This window comes from Pseudomonas sp. YuFO8 (assembly GCF_035065025.1).
GTDB lineage: Bacteria > Pseudomonadota > Gammaproteobacteria > Pseudomonadales > Pseudomonadaceae > Aquipseudomonas > Aquipseudomonas putida_AE.
The window spans coordinates 1-15,235 of record NZ_JAXDEQ010000035.1 but is presented as its reverse complement, the minus strand read 5'-3'; the positions used below and the strand labels follow the sequence as shown (position 1 = coordinate 15,235).

General features: G+C 58.6%; 13 protein-coding genes. 7 read left to right on the top strand and 6 right to left on the bottom strand.

Annotation, left to right across the window (positions count from 1 at the left end; translation table 11 throughout):
- The first annotated feature begins 19 nt into the window (after positions 1-19).
- From SOP95_RS24330 to SOP95_RS24305, 6 genes are all read left to right on the top strand, one after another.
- Positions 20-1,036: an LLM class oxidoreductase gene (locus SOP95_RS24330; protein ID WP_323608602.1), complete on the top strand. Its 1,017-nt coding sequence runs from the start codon at positions 20-22 to the stop codon at positions 1,034-1,036.
- On the top strand, positions 1,033-1,833 hold the full coding sequence (locus tag SOP95_RS24325; protein ID WP_323608601.1) for a sugar phosphate isomerase/epimerase family protein: 801 nt from the start codon (positions 1,033-1,035) through the stop codon (positions 1,831-1,833). Before SOP95_RS24330 ends, SOP95_RS24325 begins: the two co-directional genes overlap by 4 nt.
- Positions 1,834-1,848: 15 nt before the next feature.
- The gene (locus SOP95_RS24320) at positions 1,849-2,655 is read left to right on the top strand and encodes a sugar phosphate isomerase/epimerase family protein (RefSeq protein ID WP_323608600.1); all 807 of its coding nucleotides are present in this window, start codon (positions 1,849-1,851) and stop codon (positions 2,653-2,655) included.
- Between the two features lie 44 nt (positions 2,656-2,699).
- On the top strand, positions 2,700-3,683 hold the full coding sequence (locus SOP95_RS24315) for an LLM class flavin-dependent oxidoreductase (protein ID WP_323608599.1): 984 nt from the start codon (positions 2,700-2,702) through the stop codon (positions 3,681-3,683).
- 224 nt (positions 3,684-3,907) lie between these two features.
- On the top strand, positions 3,908-4,183 hold the full coding sequence (frmR, locus tag SOP95_RS24310) for a formaldehyde-responsive transcriptional repressor FrmR (protein ID WP_323608598.1): 276 nt from the start codon (positions 3,908-3,910) through the stop codon (positions 4,181-4,183).
- A 72-nt stretch (positions 4,184-4,255) separates the two neighbouring features.
- Positions 4,256-5,365 (top strand): S-(hydroxymethyl)glutathione dehydrogenase/class III alcohol dehydrogenase, encoded by a 1,110-nt coding sequence (locus SOP95_RS24305; RefSeq protein WP_323608597.1) that lies wholly within the window; start codon positions 4,256-4,258, stop codon positions 5,363-5,365.
- Positions 5,366-5,509: 144 nt separating this feature from the next.
- On the opposite strand, the gene SOP95_RS24300 is transcribed toward SOP95_RS24305, so the two are convergent.
- The 5 genes from SOP95_RS24300 to SOP95_RS24280 all read right to left on the bottom strand — a co-directional run bounded on the left by SOP95_RS24300 (position 5,510) and on the right by SOP95_RS24280 (position 12,023).
- Complete coding sequence (locus tag SOP95_RS24300) at positions 5,510-6,292, bottom strand: (S)-acetoin forming diacetyl reductase (protein WP_323608596.1); 783 nt, start codon at positions 6,290-6,292, stop codon at positions 5,510-5,512.
- Positions 6,293-6,379: 87 nt separating this feature from the next.
- Positions 6,380-7,711, bottom strand: a complete 1,332-nt coding sequence (locus SOP95_RS24295) for a carbohydrate porin (protein WP_323608595.1) — start codon at positions 7,709-7,711, stop codon at positions 6,380-6,382.
- Positions 7,712-7,831: 120 nt separating this feature from the next.
- Positions 7,832-9,280 carry an NADP-dependent succinate-semialdehyde dehydrogenase gene (gabD, locus tag SOP95_RS24290; protein WP_323608593.1) on the bottom strand — a complete coding sequence of 483 codons (1,449 nt, stop codon included), beginning with the start codon at positions 9,278-9,280 and terminating at the stop codon, positions 7,832-7,834.
- Between the two features lie 113 nt (positions 9,281-9,393).
- Complete coding sequence (locus tag SOP95_RS24285; RefSeq protein WP_323608592.1) at positions 9,394-11,064, bottom strand: flavin-containing monooxygenase; 1,671 nt, start codon at positions 11,062-11,064, stop codon at positions 9,394-9,396.
- A 158-nt stretch (positions 11,065-11,222) separates the two neighbouring features.
- Entirely contained in the window at positions 11,223-12,023 is an 801-nt protein-coding gene (locus SOP95_RS24280; protein ID WP_323608591.1) for an SDR family NAD(P)-dependent oxidoreductase, read from the bottom strand.
- A gap of 312 nt (positions 12,024-12,335) precedes the next feature.
- Here SOP95_RS24280 and SOP95_RS24275 point away from each other — a divergent pair, with 312 nt between their 5' ends.
- Positions 12,336-14,204, top strand: coding sequence for a sigma-54-dependent Fis family transcriptional regulator (locus SOP95_RS24275; RefSeq protein WP_323608590.1), 1,869 nt, complete (start codon positions 12,336-12,338; stop codon positions 14,202-14,204).
- A gap of 48 nt (positions 14,205-14,252) precedes the next feature.
- On the opposite strand, the gene SOP95_RS24270 is transcribed toward SOP95_RS24275, so the two are convergent.
- Positions 14,253-15,182 (bottom strand): electron transfer flavoprotein subunit alpha/FixB family protein, encoded by a 930-nt coding sequence (locus SOP95_RS24270; protein ID WP_323608589.1) that lies wholly within the window; start codon positions 15,180-15,182, stop codon positions 14,253-14,255.
- Positions 15,183-15,235 lie beyond the last annotated feature (53 nt).

Here is a 15,235-nt window from a genome sequence, read left to right as displayed (position 1 = left end):
ACTAGACGAGAGACCTCGAATGACTTCGATGCCTTGCCCCTATGGACTTGCGCCAGAGCTCAGGCAACACCCCGGCTTCGCGCGCGTTTTCCAACCTGGCCATTTGACCTTCGGTTTTATTGCGCCGCTAGAAAGCTATCCCAATAGCCCTGGCCCGACACTGCAGGATCACGCGCAATTAGCTCAAAAGGTTGACGAAGCGGGGTTTTCCGCCATCTGGCTACGGGACGTGCCCTTTTACGATCCGAGCTTTGGTGACGTGGGTCAGATCCTTGATCCGCTGGTCTATGCCGGCTTCCTCGCCGCCGTGACCACGCAGATAGCCATCGGTACTGCCGGCATTGTCCTGCCCCTACGCGATCCGTTGATCGTGGCCAAGCAGGCCGCGAGTATCGATCAGTTGCTTGGGGGACGATTCATTCTGGGCCTGGCCACAGGCGATCGGCCCGTGGAATACCCCGCCTTCGGACTCGACTTCAGTAACCGCGCCGAGCGTTTCCGTGACGGGTTGGCAATCATTCGCGCCGCCACGGAAACACACTGGGCCGTGCACCCTTCACGATTTTATGGCCAGTTGAATGGTGAGATTGACCTCGTTCCCAAACCAGTGGGCCCACGTATGCCAACAATCATCGTTGGTCAGGCTGGTCAGTCGCTGGAGTGGGTCGGCAAAAATAGTGACGGCATCCTTTCCTACATTTCCAATCCTGTCCTGATTCCCCAGATCATCGAACGGTGGCGCTCAGCCTGTGGCGACACCGTCTACAAGCCCTATGGCTACGGCACTTTGTTCGACCTCGACCAAGATCCAAACCATCCTCTGCAGGCTGGTCGCGTGCTGCGTGCCGGGCGGAACACGCTGATCGAACACTGGAAACGTCAACAGGATCAGGGCGTCGGTCACGTTGCCCTGCACTTCAAACCTCAGCGTCGCCACGCTTCGGAAGTCATCGACGAACTCGGCGAATACCTCTTGCCGCACTTTCCAAGTGCGTCCTTACCCGCCAACCCACTGACAGCGCAGACCCACTCATGAATCGTCCTTTGCATCATATGGATTTCATTTTCCAGACAGCCCTGGGGACCTATCCCCTGGTGGCGCAGTGCGAGATGCTCGCCGAACTTGGCTATCAGGGGCTGACGATGTCTGCCTGGAGCAAGGACCTGAAGTCGATCCCCCAGGTCAAACCCACTTGGGGCCTGGACGTCGGTGCGGTCTACGTGATCTATCGCAGGGGCCTGGAATCATTTGTGACCAATCTGTTCGAGACCATCGAAGGCTGCACCACCCTCGAGCTGGCCCTGCATTCTGGCGACGAAGTCACGAACCTTGACCGCCAGATGCTCGATCGCCTGCTGCCGATCTGCGAGCGCCGCGGCCTGGAGATCAGCCTCTACCCCCACGCCCGCTACGGCATGCAGACGACCACCGAGGCAGTGGCCCTGTGCAGGGAGTTCAACCATCCGCGCCTCAACATCGTGTTCAACGGCTATCACTGGTACGCGACCGAGGAACAGGCCCTGGAGCAGCGCCTGGACGCGATGTGGCCCTGGCTGAAACAGGTGAACATCGCTGGCACCCGGCGCTCCCCGCTCGGATGGGGTGGCCTGGCCACCATCGAACCGCTCGACGAGGGAGAAATGGACAACTTCGTGTTGTTGGGTGCGCTCGAACGGCGTGGCTTTGACGGACGGTTTGGCGTGCTCGGCTGGGAAAGCATGGGCGGCGATGTCTACGGCAACCTGCGCCGCTCGGCCACCGCCTTCCGGTCCATGGAACAACGGCTGGCCGCCCACCCTGAGTGGGCTGTCCTGACCGATTCGCCGCACTGAGCCAGGAGAACAATCATGGCTCATCGCATTCATGCACTCGATTCCTTCTTCTACTCGTCGATGGGCGTCTATGCCTTCCAGACGCAGTGCGAAATGTTGGCCGAGATCGGCTACGACGGCATCACTGTGGCTGCCTGGGGTGGAACACCACTGACTGACCTCAGCCTGCTGTCCAGCGTCCGGGACAACCATGGCCTGCACATCGAGGGCCTTTACCTGGTGCTGCATGAGGGGCGCAACGACGCCCTGATAAAGCGCATCGTCGAAACCGTCGAGGGCGTTGAGCTGATCGAGCTGGCGATACAGACCTCAGTCAATGGAGCCCAGGCAATTCTGAGGTTCATCGAGTCGCTGTTGCCCATTGCCGAACGGCGCGGACTGCGGATCGCCTTGTACCCGCACCTTCATCATGTCACCCAAACCACTGAGCAAGTCGTGCAGATTTGCGAGCTCTTCGCTCACCCACGCCTGGGCGCCTCGTTCAACGGCTATCACTGGTACGCCAGCCAGGAAGGCGAACTGGAAAAGCGCCTTGGTGCAATGAAACCCTGGCTCATGCAGGTGGTGACCTCTGGCAGTGCCCTTTCGCAGCTGGGGTGGGGCGGCGTGGCGACCATGGAACCGGTCGACCGCGGTGAGATGGACAACTTCGCCTTGATCGCCGCGCTCAATCGCGTCGGTTATACCGGCAGCATCGGCGTGCTCGGCTGGGATTACGGGGGCGACATTTACCTCAAGCTCCAGCGCTGCCTGGCAACGCTACGGGAAATCGATCAACGCCTGGCACGTCATCCGTCCTGGTCGGATTTCCCGCTGAAGTAGCGGATGGCCGCGTCACAGACCTCACCTCAAAAACGGAACATGCAATGACCGCCCTTTCTGTGCTTGACCTCATGATGATCGGCGAAGGCAAGACCTTCGCCCACACCATTGCCGATGCCACCGCCCTGGCGCGCCACGTGGAAGCCCACGGCTACAAACGCTACTGGATCGCCGAGCACCACGATCTGCCGGGGATTGCCTCTTCGGCCACCACCTTGCTCATCCAGCATCTCGCTGCGGCCACTCGCACCCTGCGAGTCGGTTCTGGTGGAATCATGCTGCCAAACCACTCCCCTCTGATGGTGGCGGAGCAGTTCGGGACTTTGGACACCTTGTTTCCAAGCCGTATCGATTTGGGCATTGGCCGGGCACCCGGATCAGCAGGGCTGGCTATTCGCGCCATGCGCGGTGACGCCTCCGAGCGCGACTTCGCGCAAGATATCCAGCAGTTGACGGACTATCTGGCGGACAACGGAAACCAGCTGGTTCGTGCAATTCCCGAAACCCATGACGTACCGGTATGGCTATTAGGCTCAAGCCTCAACAGCGCGGATCTTGCTGCAAAAATGGGGCTTCCTTATGCCTTCGCTTCACATTTCGCGCCTCGATTCCTGATGCAAGCCATCGCGCACTACCGCGCCTCGTTCCGGCCTTCACCATTGCTGGACCGCCCCTATGTCATCGCTGGCGTCAATGTCTTCGCTGCCCCCTCACGCGCCGAAGCCGATTACCTGGCGAGTTCGCACCGTCATTGGGTAAGCAATCTTTACGCGGGCAAAGCCGGTGCGCTTCCGCGTCCGGAAGAGGGTTTCATGGAAAGGCTCGCCGATGTAGATCGCCATAATCTGGCGCAGGCCATGTTTTGCACAGCGGTAGGCGACCAAGATGATGTTGGAAGTTGGTTGCGCGAGTTCGTGGCAACCACCGAGGCGGACGAAATAATAATCGATGCAAGAATTTATGATCCCCAATCGCGCTGCCGCTCCTATCAACTAGCGGCCGAATCCATTGCCGATCTGCTTGACTGATACTGACCGGAAAGGTGTTGCTGCGGCCCCTCTTTTGCTGACCTGCACACGAGGCCAGCATAAAACAGTGAACCGCTCATCGCCGGCACCAGCTGCGGCCACTTGCCGCAGCTAGTTTAATGTACTCCCCCACAGTATTTAAATATACTCCCCACCAGTACTGAGAATCCCCCCTTCAAATACCCGGGTACAATTCCCTCCATGCCTATTACTGGAGTAATTCGATGCCACATTCACCTGCTGAAAAAAAACGCGTATTGGGGAGAGTCAATCGAGTCAGAGGCCAATTGGATGCGCTCCAGGCGGCGCTTGAGCAGGGAGCGGAATGCGGGCCAGTCTTGCAGCAGATCGCAGCATTGCGTGGCGCCGTGAACGGTTTGATGGCGGGTGTCCTGGAAAGTCATTTGAGGGAAGAATTCTCGAATTTAGTCGATACGTCCGAGTCGCAACGTTCATCGATTGATGAAGTGGTTTCGTTGGTACGTACCTACCTTAAGTAACTACCTGCAACCGTCTTCGATCTAGCCGATTGCCTCGATCAAACAAGCATCATCACTTGGAGAAAGAATTTTATGAAATCCCGTGCTGCAGTTGCATTTGAACCTGGCAAACCACTTCAGATCGTCGAGATTGATGTTGCGCCACCACGCGCCGGCGAAGTGCTAATCAGAATCACTGACACCGGCGTTTGTCACACCGACGCCTTTACACTGTCGGGCGATGACCCTGAAGGTCTATTCCCGGTGGTGCTTGGTCACGAAGGTGCCGGCGTAGTAGTTGAAGTCGGTGAAGGCGTCACCAGCTTGAAACCCGGTGACCATGTCATTCCCCTCTACACCGCCGAGTGCGGTGAGTGCCTGTTTTGTAAATCCGGCAAGACCAATCTTTGCGTCGCGGTTCGAGAGACACAAGGCAAGGGTCTGATGCCAGATGGCACCACTCGTTTTTCCTACAACGGTCAGCCTCTCTACCACTATATGGGCTGCTCCACGTTTAGCGAGTACACCGTTGTCGCTGAAGTCTCTGTCGCGAAGATCAATCCTCAAGCCAACCATGAGCACGTTTGCCTGCTCGGGTGCGGTGTTACCACAGGGATTGGCGCAGTGCATAACACTGCCAAGGTCCAACCTGGGGACAGCGTTGCGGTGTTCGGCCTTGGTGGCATCGGTCTTGCCGTTATTCAAGGCGCGCGTCAGGCAAAGGCTGGGCGCATCATTGCCATTGATACCAACCCTGGGAAATTTGAACTGGCCAGGTCTTTCGGAGCGACGGATTGCATCAATCCAAAAGATCACGAAAAGCCTATTCAACAGGTCATCATCGAAGCTACAGGTTGGGGGGTCGATCACTCGTTCGAATGCATCGGTAATGTGCATGTCATGCGCGCCGCATTGGAAAGTGCACACCGTGGCTGGGGACAGTCGATCGTAATCGGAGTGGCGGGAGCGGGCCAGGAAATTTCTACCCGCCCATTCCAGCTCGTGACGGGGCGCACCTGGAAAGGCTCCGCTTTCGGCGGTGTCAAAGGCCGTACCCAACTACCAAAAATGGTTGAGGACGCGATGAATGGTGAGATTGAGCTTGCCCCGTTTGTGACGCATACCATGCCATTGGAACGCATCAATGAAGCGTTTCACTTGATGCATGAAGGCAAATCGATCCGTACTGTCATCAAGTACTGAGGGACGCGCCTGGGGCGCGAGTCCCGGACGTTCCCAGATTTGCAACGCATCAGACCAGGACAAGGCGCTGTCTAGGCTCGTGTGATAGACAACGCCTGCCCGGGCTGATTTCTTCTTCAGCAGCGCATTGCTGCTAATCAGAACTTAATTAAAAACCATTCCACCATCAATAATTACCGCCTGACCTGTCATATAGTCAGAATCAGGGCCGGACAAGAATGAAACACAGGCCGCAACGTCCTCTGGCTGAGACAGTCTCTTCAACGCGATATGCTGGGAAAATTGCTCCATTCCCCATTCAAAGTTTTGGTTGGCATTGTCCGCCACATCTTGAGCAACCTTGCGCATCATGGGTGTATTCACAATGCCAGGGCAGTAAGCATTCACCGTAATTCCGAGGTGGGCCAGTTCCCTGGCCGCCGTTTGGGTGATGCCCCGTACGGCAAACTTGGTCCCGCCATACACCGCCAGGTCTGGATTGCCGACGTGACCGGCCTGCGAGGACGCGCTGATAATTTTGCCGCCGTGCCCCAGCGTCTTGAATGCATCAACAGCCGCCTGTATACCCCACAGAACGCCACCCACATTGATATCAAAGGTTCTCCGATAGATTTCTGGGGTGATTGATTCAATCGGTGCAATCGGCGCAATGCCTGCATTGTTGATGACCACGTGTAGATCTCCCAGAGCCTCCACCGCTTGCTTCACGGCCTTGAAGACATCATCGCGGTCGGCCACATCAACCCTAATCGCCAGGGCTCGGCCACCCTCGTTATTGATTCTGTCCGCCACGAGACTTGCGGTTTCGATGTTCATGTCTGCACAGGCCACTGCAAAACCATCTGACGCCAGTCGCAACGCGATGGCCTCACCGATCCCTTGACCTGCACCTGTGACAAAAGCAACTTTTGCGTGGGATTTACTCATTTCATTTTTCCTTGTCGATCGTTGTGGGGAAATCAGACAGCGAGTACTAAAAAAGCCGTTTTCGAAGGCACGCCAGTCAGTCAACCGTCAGAAGCTCGCCTGGAGCTTCACGCCTGCAACCAAAGCGTTGTCCACTTCGTAAACACCGCCGGGATGACGGACGTACTGCACGTTCGGGCGCACGGTCAGCCAGTCGGTAACATGAACGCCATAGTGGAGTTCAATGTCGTATTCGCTGTGCTGAACGGGGACGTATTGCGGATTGTCGTAGTCGTCGATACCCGTGCTTTGGTTGATCTGGCGCTGGCGTTTGCTCACCGCATCGTTGACCAGTAGCCGAGCGATACCCAGGCCGATGTCATCCTTTGGCCGGGCATCGAACGGTCCCTTGTAGACCGCGCCGATGTTCTGGAAACTCTCGATGGCGCTGGTGGCCTTGTCGTGGACGGTCACGCTGGCGAACACGCTCAAGCCGCGTGAGGCATCACCGCGATGGCTGGTGAGTTGCTGCTGGCCCATGATCCACGCGCCATGTTTGCTGCTGCGCGATTTCGGCGCCTGCCCGGTCAACCCTTGCGGTTGGCCGTTGACATCGTCGTACACATCGTTCGCGCTGGCACTGCTGTGGTAGTAGCCCAACCGGTATTCACCCGGCAATGCGTCGCCACCCAGCGTCGGTGTCCAGATCAACTCCACGGGTACCAGCGCGCCCCGGGTGCCGCTACCGCTGAGTTTGAAGCCCTGGTCGGTCTCCAGGTTCTCGGGGTTTTGCTCGTACATCCCGACCTGCACAGCCCACTGCCGATCAATGTTGTACCGGGTTCGCAGCCCCCACTGGCTGACGGGGCCGCTGTACCACACGTCCCCGGCCACGTTGCCGACTGGAGCACTGCAGAAAGACAGGCTCTGGAAGTCACAAGGAAAGCTGTTGAAGTCCTCGTTGATGCCCAATCGTCCCAGCTTGAGGTCCAGGGCATTGTCGAAAAAATTTTGTCGGTACCACAACTGGGTCAAGCGCCAGGTCTGACCCCGCCCCCAAACTTCCTGCACGGAACTGAGCTGGCCCGTACGTGGGTCGGCGACCCGATCGTTGGAGAGATTGTTGCCGTTACGCTCGGTCACTAGGAGTTGGAACTCGGCGTCCTTCCAGCCAAGCAACTTTTGCAGATCCAGGTGCGTGCCGAGCGCCCATTGGGCGGTGTAGCGCGCGGTTTGATCATGGTCGTAGCCGCCGTGCAGATTGGTGGCCGCCTCACCGGTATAGCCGACAATGACGTCCACGCCCTTTTCAAGTAATTCACTGCGCAGTCCGCCCCAATCTCCCAATCCCCATCGGGACGAGGAGTCTGCGGCTGATACAGGTAATGCGATGCACGCCAGTAGCCCAGCCCCCAACGGTAGTTGCCAATAAGTATTCATGTCGCTTGATCCTTGTTTTTATGTTTTACGACACAGCGTTAGCCAGACCGCAGGGCAAAGCCCTTGCGGTCACGTAGCAAGTGATTGTTTGAAAAAGGACAGCGGCGGGTTAAAGGCCGGTCAGATGCCGGCCAGGCACAGGTACTTGATTTCGAGGTAGTCCTCGAGTCCGTACTTCGAGCCCTCCCGGCCAACACCGGATGCCTTGATGCCGCCGAAAGGTGCGGCTTCGGAGCTGATGATCCCGGTGTTCACCCCTACGATGCCGTACTCCAGGGCTTCACCCACGCGGAATACCCTGCCAAGGTTCGCGGTATAGAAATACGCCGCAAGACCGAACTCGGTGTCGTTGGCTTTGCTGATGACTTCGGCGTCGTCGAAGAACCGAAACACCGGCGCGAGTGGACCGAACGTTTCTTCCTTCGATACCCGGGCATTGTCGGGCACATCCACGAGGATGGTCGGCTCGAAGAAGTTGCCGCCAAGGGCATGGGCGGAGCCTCCCTTGATGACCTTGGCCCCCTTGGCCAATGCATCTTCAATGTGCTCGCGAACCTTGGACACGGCCCTGCCATCAATCAGCGGGCCGAGGGTGACGCCGTCTGCAAAGCCGTCACCAATCTTCAACGCACCCACTGCGGATGCGAGTTTGTCGACGAAGGCGTCATATACCCTGTCGTGGACATACAAGCGGTTGGCACAGACGCACGTTTGCCCGGCGTTACGGAATTTGGAGGCCAGCGCGCCCTCCACCGCGGCATCGAGATCGGCATCTTCAAAGACGATGAAAGGCGCGTTCCCCCCCAACTCCAGGGAGACTTTCTTGATGTCATGGGCGCACTTTTCCATGATCTGGCGACCGATTTCGGTAGAGCCGGTAAAAGAAATCTTGCGCACCGCCGGGTTGCTGGTCAGTTCCTCTGCAATTTCCGCTGCCGCGCCGGTCACTACCGACAGGACACCTTTTGGAATACCCGCCAGCTCGGCCAGGTAGACCAAGGCCAAGGCTGAAAATGGCGTTTGCGAGGCCGGCTTGATGACCATTGTGCATCCGGCCGCCAAGGCGGGCCCCGCCTTGCGGGTGATCATTGCGCTGGGGAAATTCCACGGCGTGATCGCTGCGCAAACACCCACGGGCTGTTTGATGACCAACAGGCGCTTGTCCGTGGCACCCGCAATCACATCCCCGTATACCCGTTTGGCCTCTTCTGCATACCACTCGATATAGGATGCGCCGAACGTGATTTCGCCCAATGCTTCTGGCAATGGCTTGCCCTGCTCAAGGGTCATGATGTGAGCCAGATCCTGCCGGTTCTCAATGATCAGGTCGTACCAGCGCCGCAGCCTGGTGGCGCGTTCCTTCGCTGACAGTTCACGCCAGGCAGGCAATGCTCGTTCGGCCGCCGCGATGGCACGACGGGTCTCGACCTTGCCCATGCGCGGGACCTGGCCGATGGAGACGTTGGACGACGGGTTGACGACCGTGATGGTCGCGGCGCTGTCGCCAGCCGTCCACTCACCATCGATGTACGCTTGTTGGCGAAAGAGTTGCGGGTTATTCAGAATCACTGCTGGTTCTCCAATGGGCGCGCAGTTCCGACGGAACCGCGCCTGTTCAACACCCGTCCGGACGCCTGCGCGGCAGAGGGGTGAAACCGGGTTTGGCGGTCGCGTTCTGTCGATCAGTGCAGTGCTTTTTGCACCTGGTTGTCCGCCACACTCACGGCCTTGAACCTGAAGCCGCGGTAATCATCGTTTTTCACTGCCTGCAGCTGTTCGCTGAATGCCCCCAGTCCACCCATGTAGAAGTAAACCTTGTTGCTCTTGCCGGGGATGTTGGCACCGAAGATCCACGAGTCGGTCTTGGCGAACAGCGTCTGATCGGCGATCCCCTGGCAGGTCACGCCCCATTCATGCTCGCTTTGCGGATCGGCTTCCACGCAGGCCAGCTCGTTTTCTTCCATGAAGCTGATGAGCTCGGACACCCACTCGACTTCGGTCTCGATGGTGGGTGGCAGATTGGTGAACGGACCATTGGGGCCGAGGATCATGAACATGTTGGGGAAGTTGGCGGTGGCGACCGACAGGTAGCTCGAAGGCCCGTCGGCCCAGTGATCGTTTATCGATACGTTGTCGCGCCCGCGTATATCAATGCGCTTGTAGTTGCCATCCACGGCATCGAAGCCGGTGGCGAATACCAGTACATCCAGCTCGTGTTCAACCCCGTCCGCAGTGCGAATGCCCTTGGCGGTGATTGCCTCGATAGGGTTGGCCTTGACGTCGACCAGCGACACGTTGTCCCGGTTGAAGGTGGCGTAGTAGCCGCTGTCGCAAAGCGGCCGTTTCGCATAGAGGTCGCGGGGCATCAACTTGCGCGCGGTTTCCGGATCCTTGACGATTTCGGCGATTTTTTCCCGTACGAAGTCCTGGGCGGCGATGTTCGCTTCTTCGCTGGTGGCGATGTCATTGAAGGTCTGGAACATGTAGCGGAAGCCGCCACCACCGTCCCAGGCGCGCTGAAAGATGGCTTTTCGCTGGGCGGCGTCGACACTCATGGTTGGAATATCGCTTTCCTGGAAACCGAATGCCAGGCGCGAGGAGCGTACCTCTTTCCAGATGGCATCGTAGTTGCGCTTGATGTCATCCACGTATTCGCGACTGACCGGGCCATTACCCACCGGCACCGTGTATTGCGCAGACCGCTGGAACACGCTCAAGTGGCCGACGATCGGGGCGATCGCGGTGATGACCTGGCAACCCGTGGAGCCAGTGCCGATGACGCCGACCCGCTTGCCTTCCAGCACGGCATCGGCAGGCCAGTTGGCCGTGTGGTACATCTGGCCCTTGAATTGGTCGAGGCCTTTGATCTTCGGAACATTCGTCGCTGAGAGCAGGCCGAGTGCCGTGACCAGATACTTGGCGCTGTATCGGTGACCGTCATCAGCCGTGACCAGCCAACGACTGCTTTGCTCGTCGAACACGGCAGAGGTGATCGCGGTGTCCAGCTGGATATCGCGACGCAGGTCGTGTCGATCGACCGCGTGGTTGAGGTAGGAGAGGATTTGCGGCTGGGTCAGATAGCGGGTGGTGATATCCCACTCCTGGCACAGCTCACGATCCCAGGAGAAGCAATAGACAAAGGATTCACTGTCGGATAATGCACCTGGATACCGGTTCCAATACCAGGTGCCGCCCACACCGCCCGCCTTGTCAAAGGCGCGCACTTTCAAACCGAGTTCATCGCGCAACTTCTTGAGCATGTAGATGCCGCCAAAGCCCGCGCCAATCACGATGGCGTCGTAGTTGATGATGTCGGTGCCAACGGAACGTTTGGCCAGAACTGTAGTTGTCATTATGTTCTCCTGTTTCGATCTATTCGCCCGCAGCTTCAACTGACGCCAGCGCGTTTTACAAAGCTGCAGGCAAGCCGCATCCGCTTTCCTTGACTGATGGCTCAGGGAAAGTGATCAACACATATGGGTGAGCGGGTCACTGCGACCCGCTAGCTCAACTAGAGCGAGAAGCCGCCATCGACGGCGATCGCCTGGCCGGTGACGTGGGGTGCGCAGGCCAGGTAAACCGCCAATTGCCCCATGTCTTCAACCGTTTGCGCCTCGCCTTGGGGCAGGAGGCTGGACTGGTGGCGCTCCCAGGACTGCACTTCCGTTTCCCCAGGTTGGGCCCAGCGTGCCGAAAGCCCTTCATCGCCCCGCCACATGCCGGTACCGACCACCCCCGGGCACAGTGCATTGACCGTGATGCCTTCGCGGGCAACCTCCTTGGCAAAGGCATTGGTGAAACCGATCACTGCGAATTTCGAAGCGCTGTAATGGGACAGGTCGGGGAATCCGACTTTGCCGGCGATCGAGGCGAGGTTGATGATTCGCCCGAACTGGTGCTCGCGCATCAACTTGAGTTCCGCCTGGCAGCAAAGGAACACACCGCGGGCGTTGATGTTCATGATCCGGTCCCATTCGCTGACCGGCAATTCTTCGACCTTGCCGAGGCTGACCACACCGGCGTTGTTGACCGCCACATCGAGGCGACCAAACGCGCTCCTGACGTGCTCGATCATGCTGGCGACGCTCTCGGCCTTGCTGACATCGACTTGCAGGGCGACAGCTTGACGACCCAGGGCACGTACACTGGAAGCGGCCTCTTCGGCGATGCCGATGTCGTAATCCGCGAGCACCAGGTCAGCGCCTGCCTGGGCCAGGCGCAGCGCAATACCCTGACCAATGCCACGCCCGGCGCCTGTCACCAGGGCAACTTTGCCTGTCAGGGAGAAGTCCACAGCTTTGGATTCGCTCATGTGATGCCTCTATTGATTATTGTTGTTGAGATGCGGCCGTCTCGGGCGGCCCGCTAATACAGTCAGAGCAAGGCGAGTGCCAAGTGCCGAATAAGTGCATGAAAGCCACAGGATAGAGCGGTCCAACAGATAAACGAGGTGCCGGGGCGGGCGTTTGGATAAAGACATGATGTCTCTCGCTCCGGCGCCCGGGCTGCGAATATTGAGATGTTATGTCTCACGTGGAACGGCTGATCGAATCAGCTTGTGGGGGATGTCCAACAAGCCTTTAATGACCCCTACAAAAATTAGATCTGACCCTTCGGAGGTAAAATGTCCTCTGGCTACGCAAAGACTCACGTCGACCATGTGAGTCGAGTGTTACGCACTGCCGAAAGTGCTCCGACCCTGCCGGTGCCCAACATCATCCTCGATTCGTGGCGTCGCTCGGTGCAGCACCACAAACTCGACCCTGGTTCATTGCAGGGTCCCAGAATTCTCGAGGCTCACCAGCTCCACGAGCACCGTGAGCGCGTTGACGACTTCCTGCACCTTGCCGGCGATGAGCTATCCCGGCTGCACAGCCGGGTCCGTGAGGCCGACTACTGTGTGATGCTCACCGACACCCTGGGTTGTACGGTTGATTACCGCATTGAATCGACCATCCGCAGCGAGTACCGCCGTGCGGGCATGGATGTTGGCACCTGTTGGTCAGAAAGCGTCGAAGGCACCACAGGCGTCTGTGCGGTCCTGATCGACAAGCAGCCGGTCACCGTGCACAAGCACGACCACTTCCGCGCCGCTTTTATCGGCATCACCTGTTCCGCCGCGCCAGTGTTTTCACCCAACGGCGAGATCCTCGCTGTCCTGGATGTCTCTTCGATCCGCTCTCCGGATGACCGGCGCAGCCAGCACCTGATCCGCCAAATGGTCATCCAGAGCGCCACGGAAATCGAGAATGCCTACTTCATGTACAGCACCCAGGACCTATGGGTGTTACGCGCCCATCCCCTGCCCGGCTATCTCGACAGCCAGCCACAATGCCTGTTCGCCTGGGATCGCGATGGCGTGATCCAGGCGCTCAACCCTGCCGCCCGCCGACTCCTGTTACAGCGCCATGGCAGAATTCCCGTCGGTATCGATGAAGCCTTTGCCTCTGAACGATTGCCAGCCGCCAGCGATGACAGTGTTCACTACCTGCCTTCCATGGGCCTGCATGTTCGGCTCAAGGCCCCGCGCAGACCGACCAGCGTGGCCGTACAAAGCAATGTCGCTTCATCACTTGACCCCAAGGTTGCCCAAGCGCTGGAGCTTGCCGTGCGCGTCAAGGACCGCGGGTTGCCGGTGCTGATCCATGGTGAGACCGGGGCCGGCAAGGAATACTTCGCCCTGCAACTGCATACAGCGAGCAAGCGCCGCGACAAGCCCTTCGTCGCGGTGAATTGCGCAGCGATACCCGAGAATCTCATTGAGAGCGAATTGTTCGGCTATGTCGCCGGTGCGTTCACCGGCGCTTCAAGTAAAGGCATGCGCGGCCTGCTACAGCAAGCCGATGGTGGCACACTGTTTCTGGATGAAATCGGCGATATGCCGTTGATGTTGCAAACACGACTGCTCAGGGTCCTGAGCGAGGGTGAGGTGGCACCGTTAGGTGGCGCCCGGCCACAGTCCATCGACATCCAGGTCATCTGCGCCAGTCACCGTGATATTTCCACCCTGGTGGAAACCGGCGGCTTTCGTGAAGACCTGTATTTTCGTTTGAGCGGAGCGCGCTTCGACATACCGCCGCTGCGTGAGCGCAAAGACAAGCTGGCGCTGATCAACAAACTGCTGAATGAGGAGTGTCAGCGCTCGGGAGACAGACTCGAACTGAGCGAGGCGGCGCTGGAAATGCTCTTGAACTACAACTGGCCGGGCAATATGCGTCAGTTGCACCATGTACTGCGCTACGCGTGCGCAGTCTGTAGCAGCCACATCATCGGCGTGCAGGACTTGCCTGCCACCCTTGGCACCAGTACCCCGGTAATGGGCCAGGAAACGGTATCCGGCAGTCCTGAACGCCAGGCCTTGATCGATACTTTGGTGCGCAATCGTTGGAAGCCTCTGTTGGCCGCCCAGGAACTGGGGATTTCTCGCGCGACCCTCTATCGCAAAGTGAACCTGCATGGCATCAAGATGCCGGGCAAAGGCTCCTATAACTGAATAGGCCCAGGCGCTACGAACGTAGCGCCTGGGCCTATTCTTTCAAGCTCAGATCAATTGCTGCAACTGCGGCACCGCCTCGAACAGGTCCGCCACCAGGCCGTAATCGGCTACCTGGAAGATCGGCGCCTCTTCGTCCCTGTTGATCGCCACGATCACCTTGGAATCTTTCATGCCGGCCAAGTGCTGGATCGCTCCGGAGATACCGACGGCGATGTACAGCTGTGGCGCAACGATCTTGCCGGTCTGACCGACCTGCATGTCGTTGGGTACGAAACCCGCGTCGACCGCGGCGCGCGAAGCACCGACGGCAGCGCCCAGCTTGTCGGCCAGGGCGTACAGGTGTTTGAAGTTGTCACCGTTCTGCATGCCGCGACCGCCGGATACGACGATTTTGGCAGCGGTCAGTTCCGGACGATCGGACTCGGCCAGTTCTTCGCCGACGAAGCTGGAGATAGCAGCGTCGTGAGCGGCAGCAACCGATTCAACCGAAGCCGAACCACCTTCAGCGGCAACCGGGTCGAAACCGGTGGCGCGCACGGTGATCACCTTGACCGCAGCGTTCGACTGAACGGTAGCGATGGCGTTACCGGCGTAAATCGGACGCTTGAAGGTGTCAGCGCTTTCGACCGAGATGATCTCGGAGATCTGGTCAACGTCCAGTGCAGCGGCAACGCGCGGCAGGATGTTTTTGCCGTTGGAAGTAGCGGCAGCCAGGATGTGGCTGTAGCCCTTGCCCAGCTCTGCAACCAGAGGAGCAACGTTTTCCGGCAGCTGATGCGCGTAAGCGGCGTTGTCGGCCAGCAGTACTTTAGCCACGCCAGCGATTTTCGCAGCGGCTTCAGCCACGGCGCCAGCGACTTGGCCGGCAACCAGCACGTGGATGTCGCCGCCAATCTTGGCAGCGGCAGCAACGGTGTTCAGCGTGGCCGGGGCCAGCACTTTGTTGTCGTGTTCAGCAATAACCAAGATAGTCATTTAGATTACCTTCGCTTCGTTTTTCAGTTTCTCGACCAGTTCAGCCACCGACT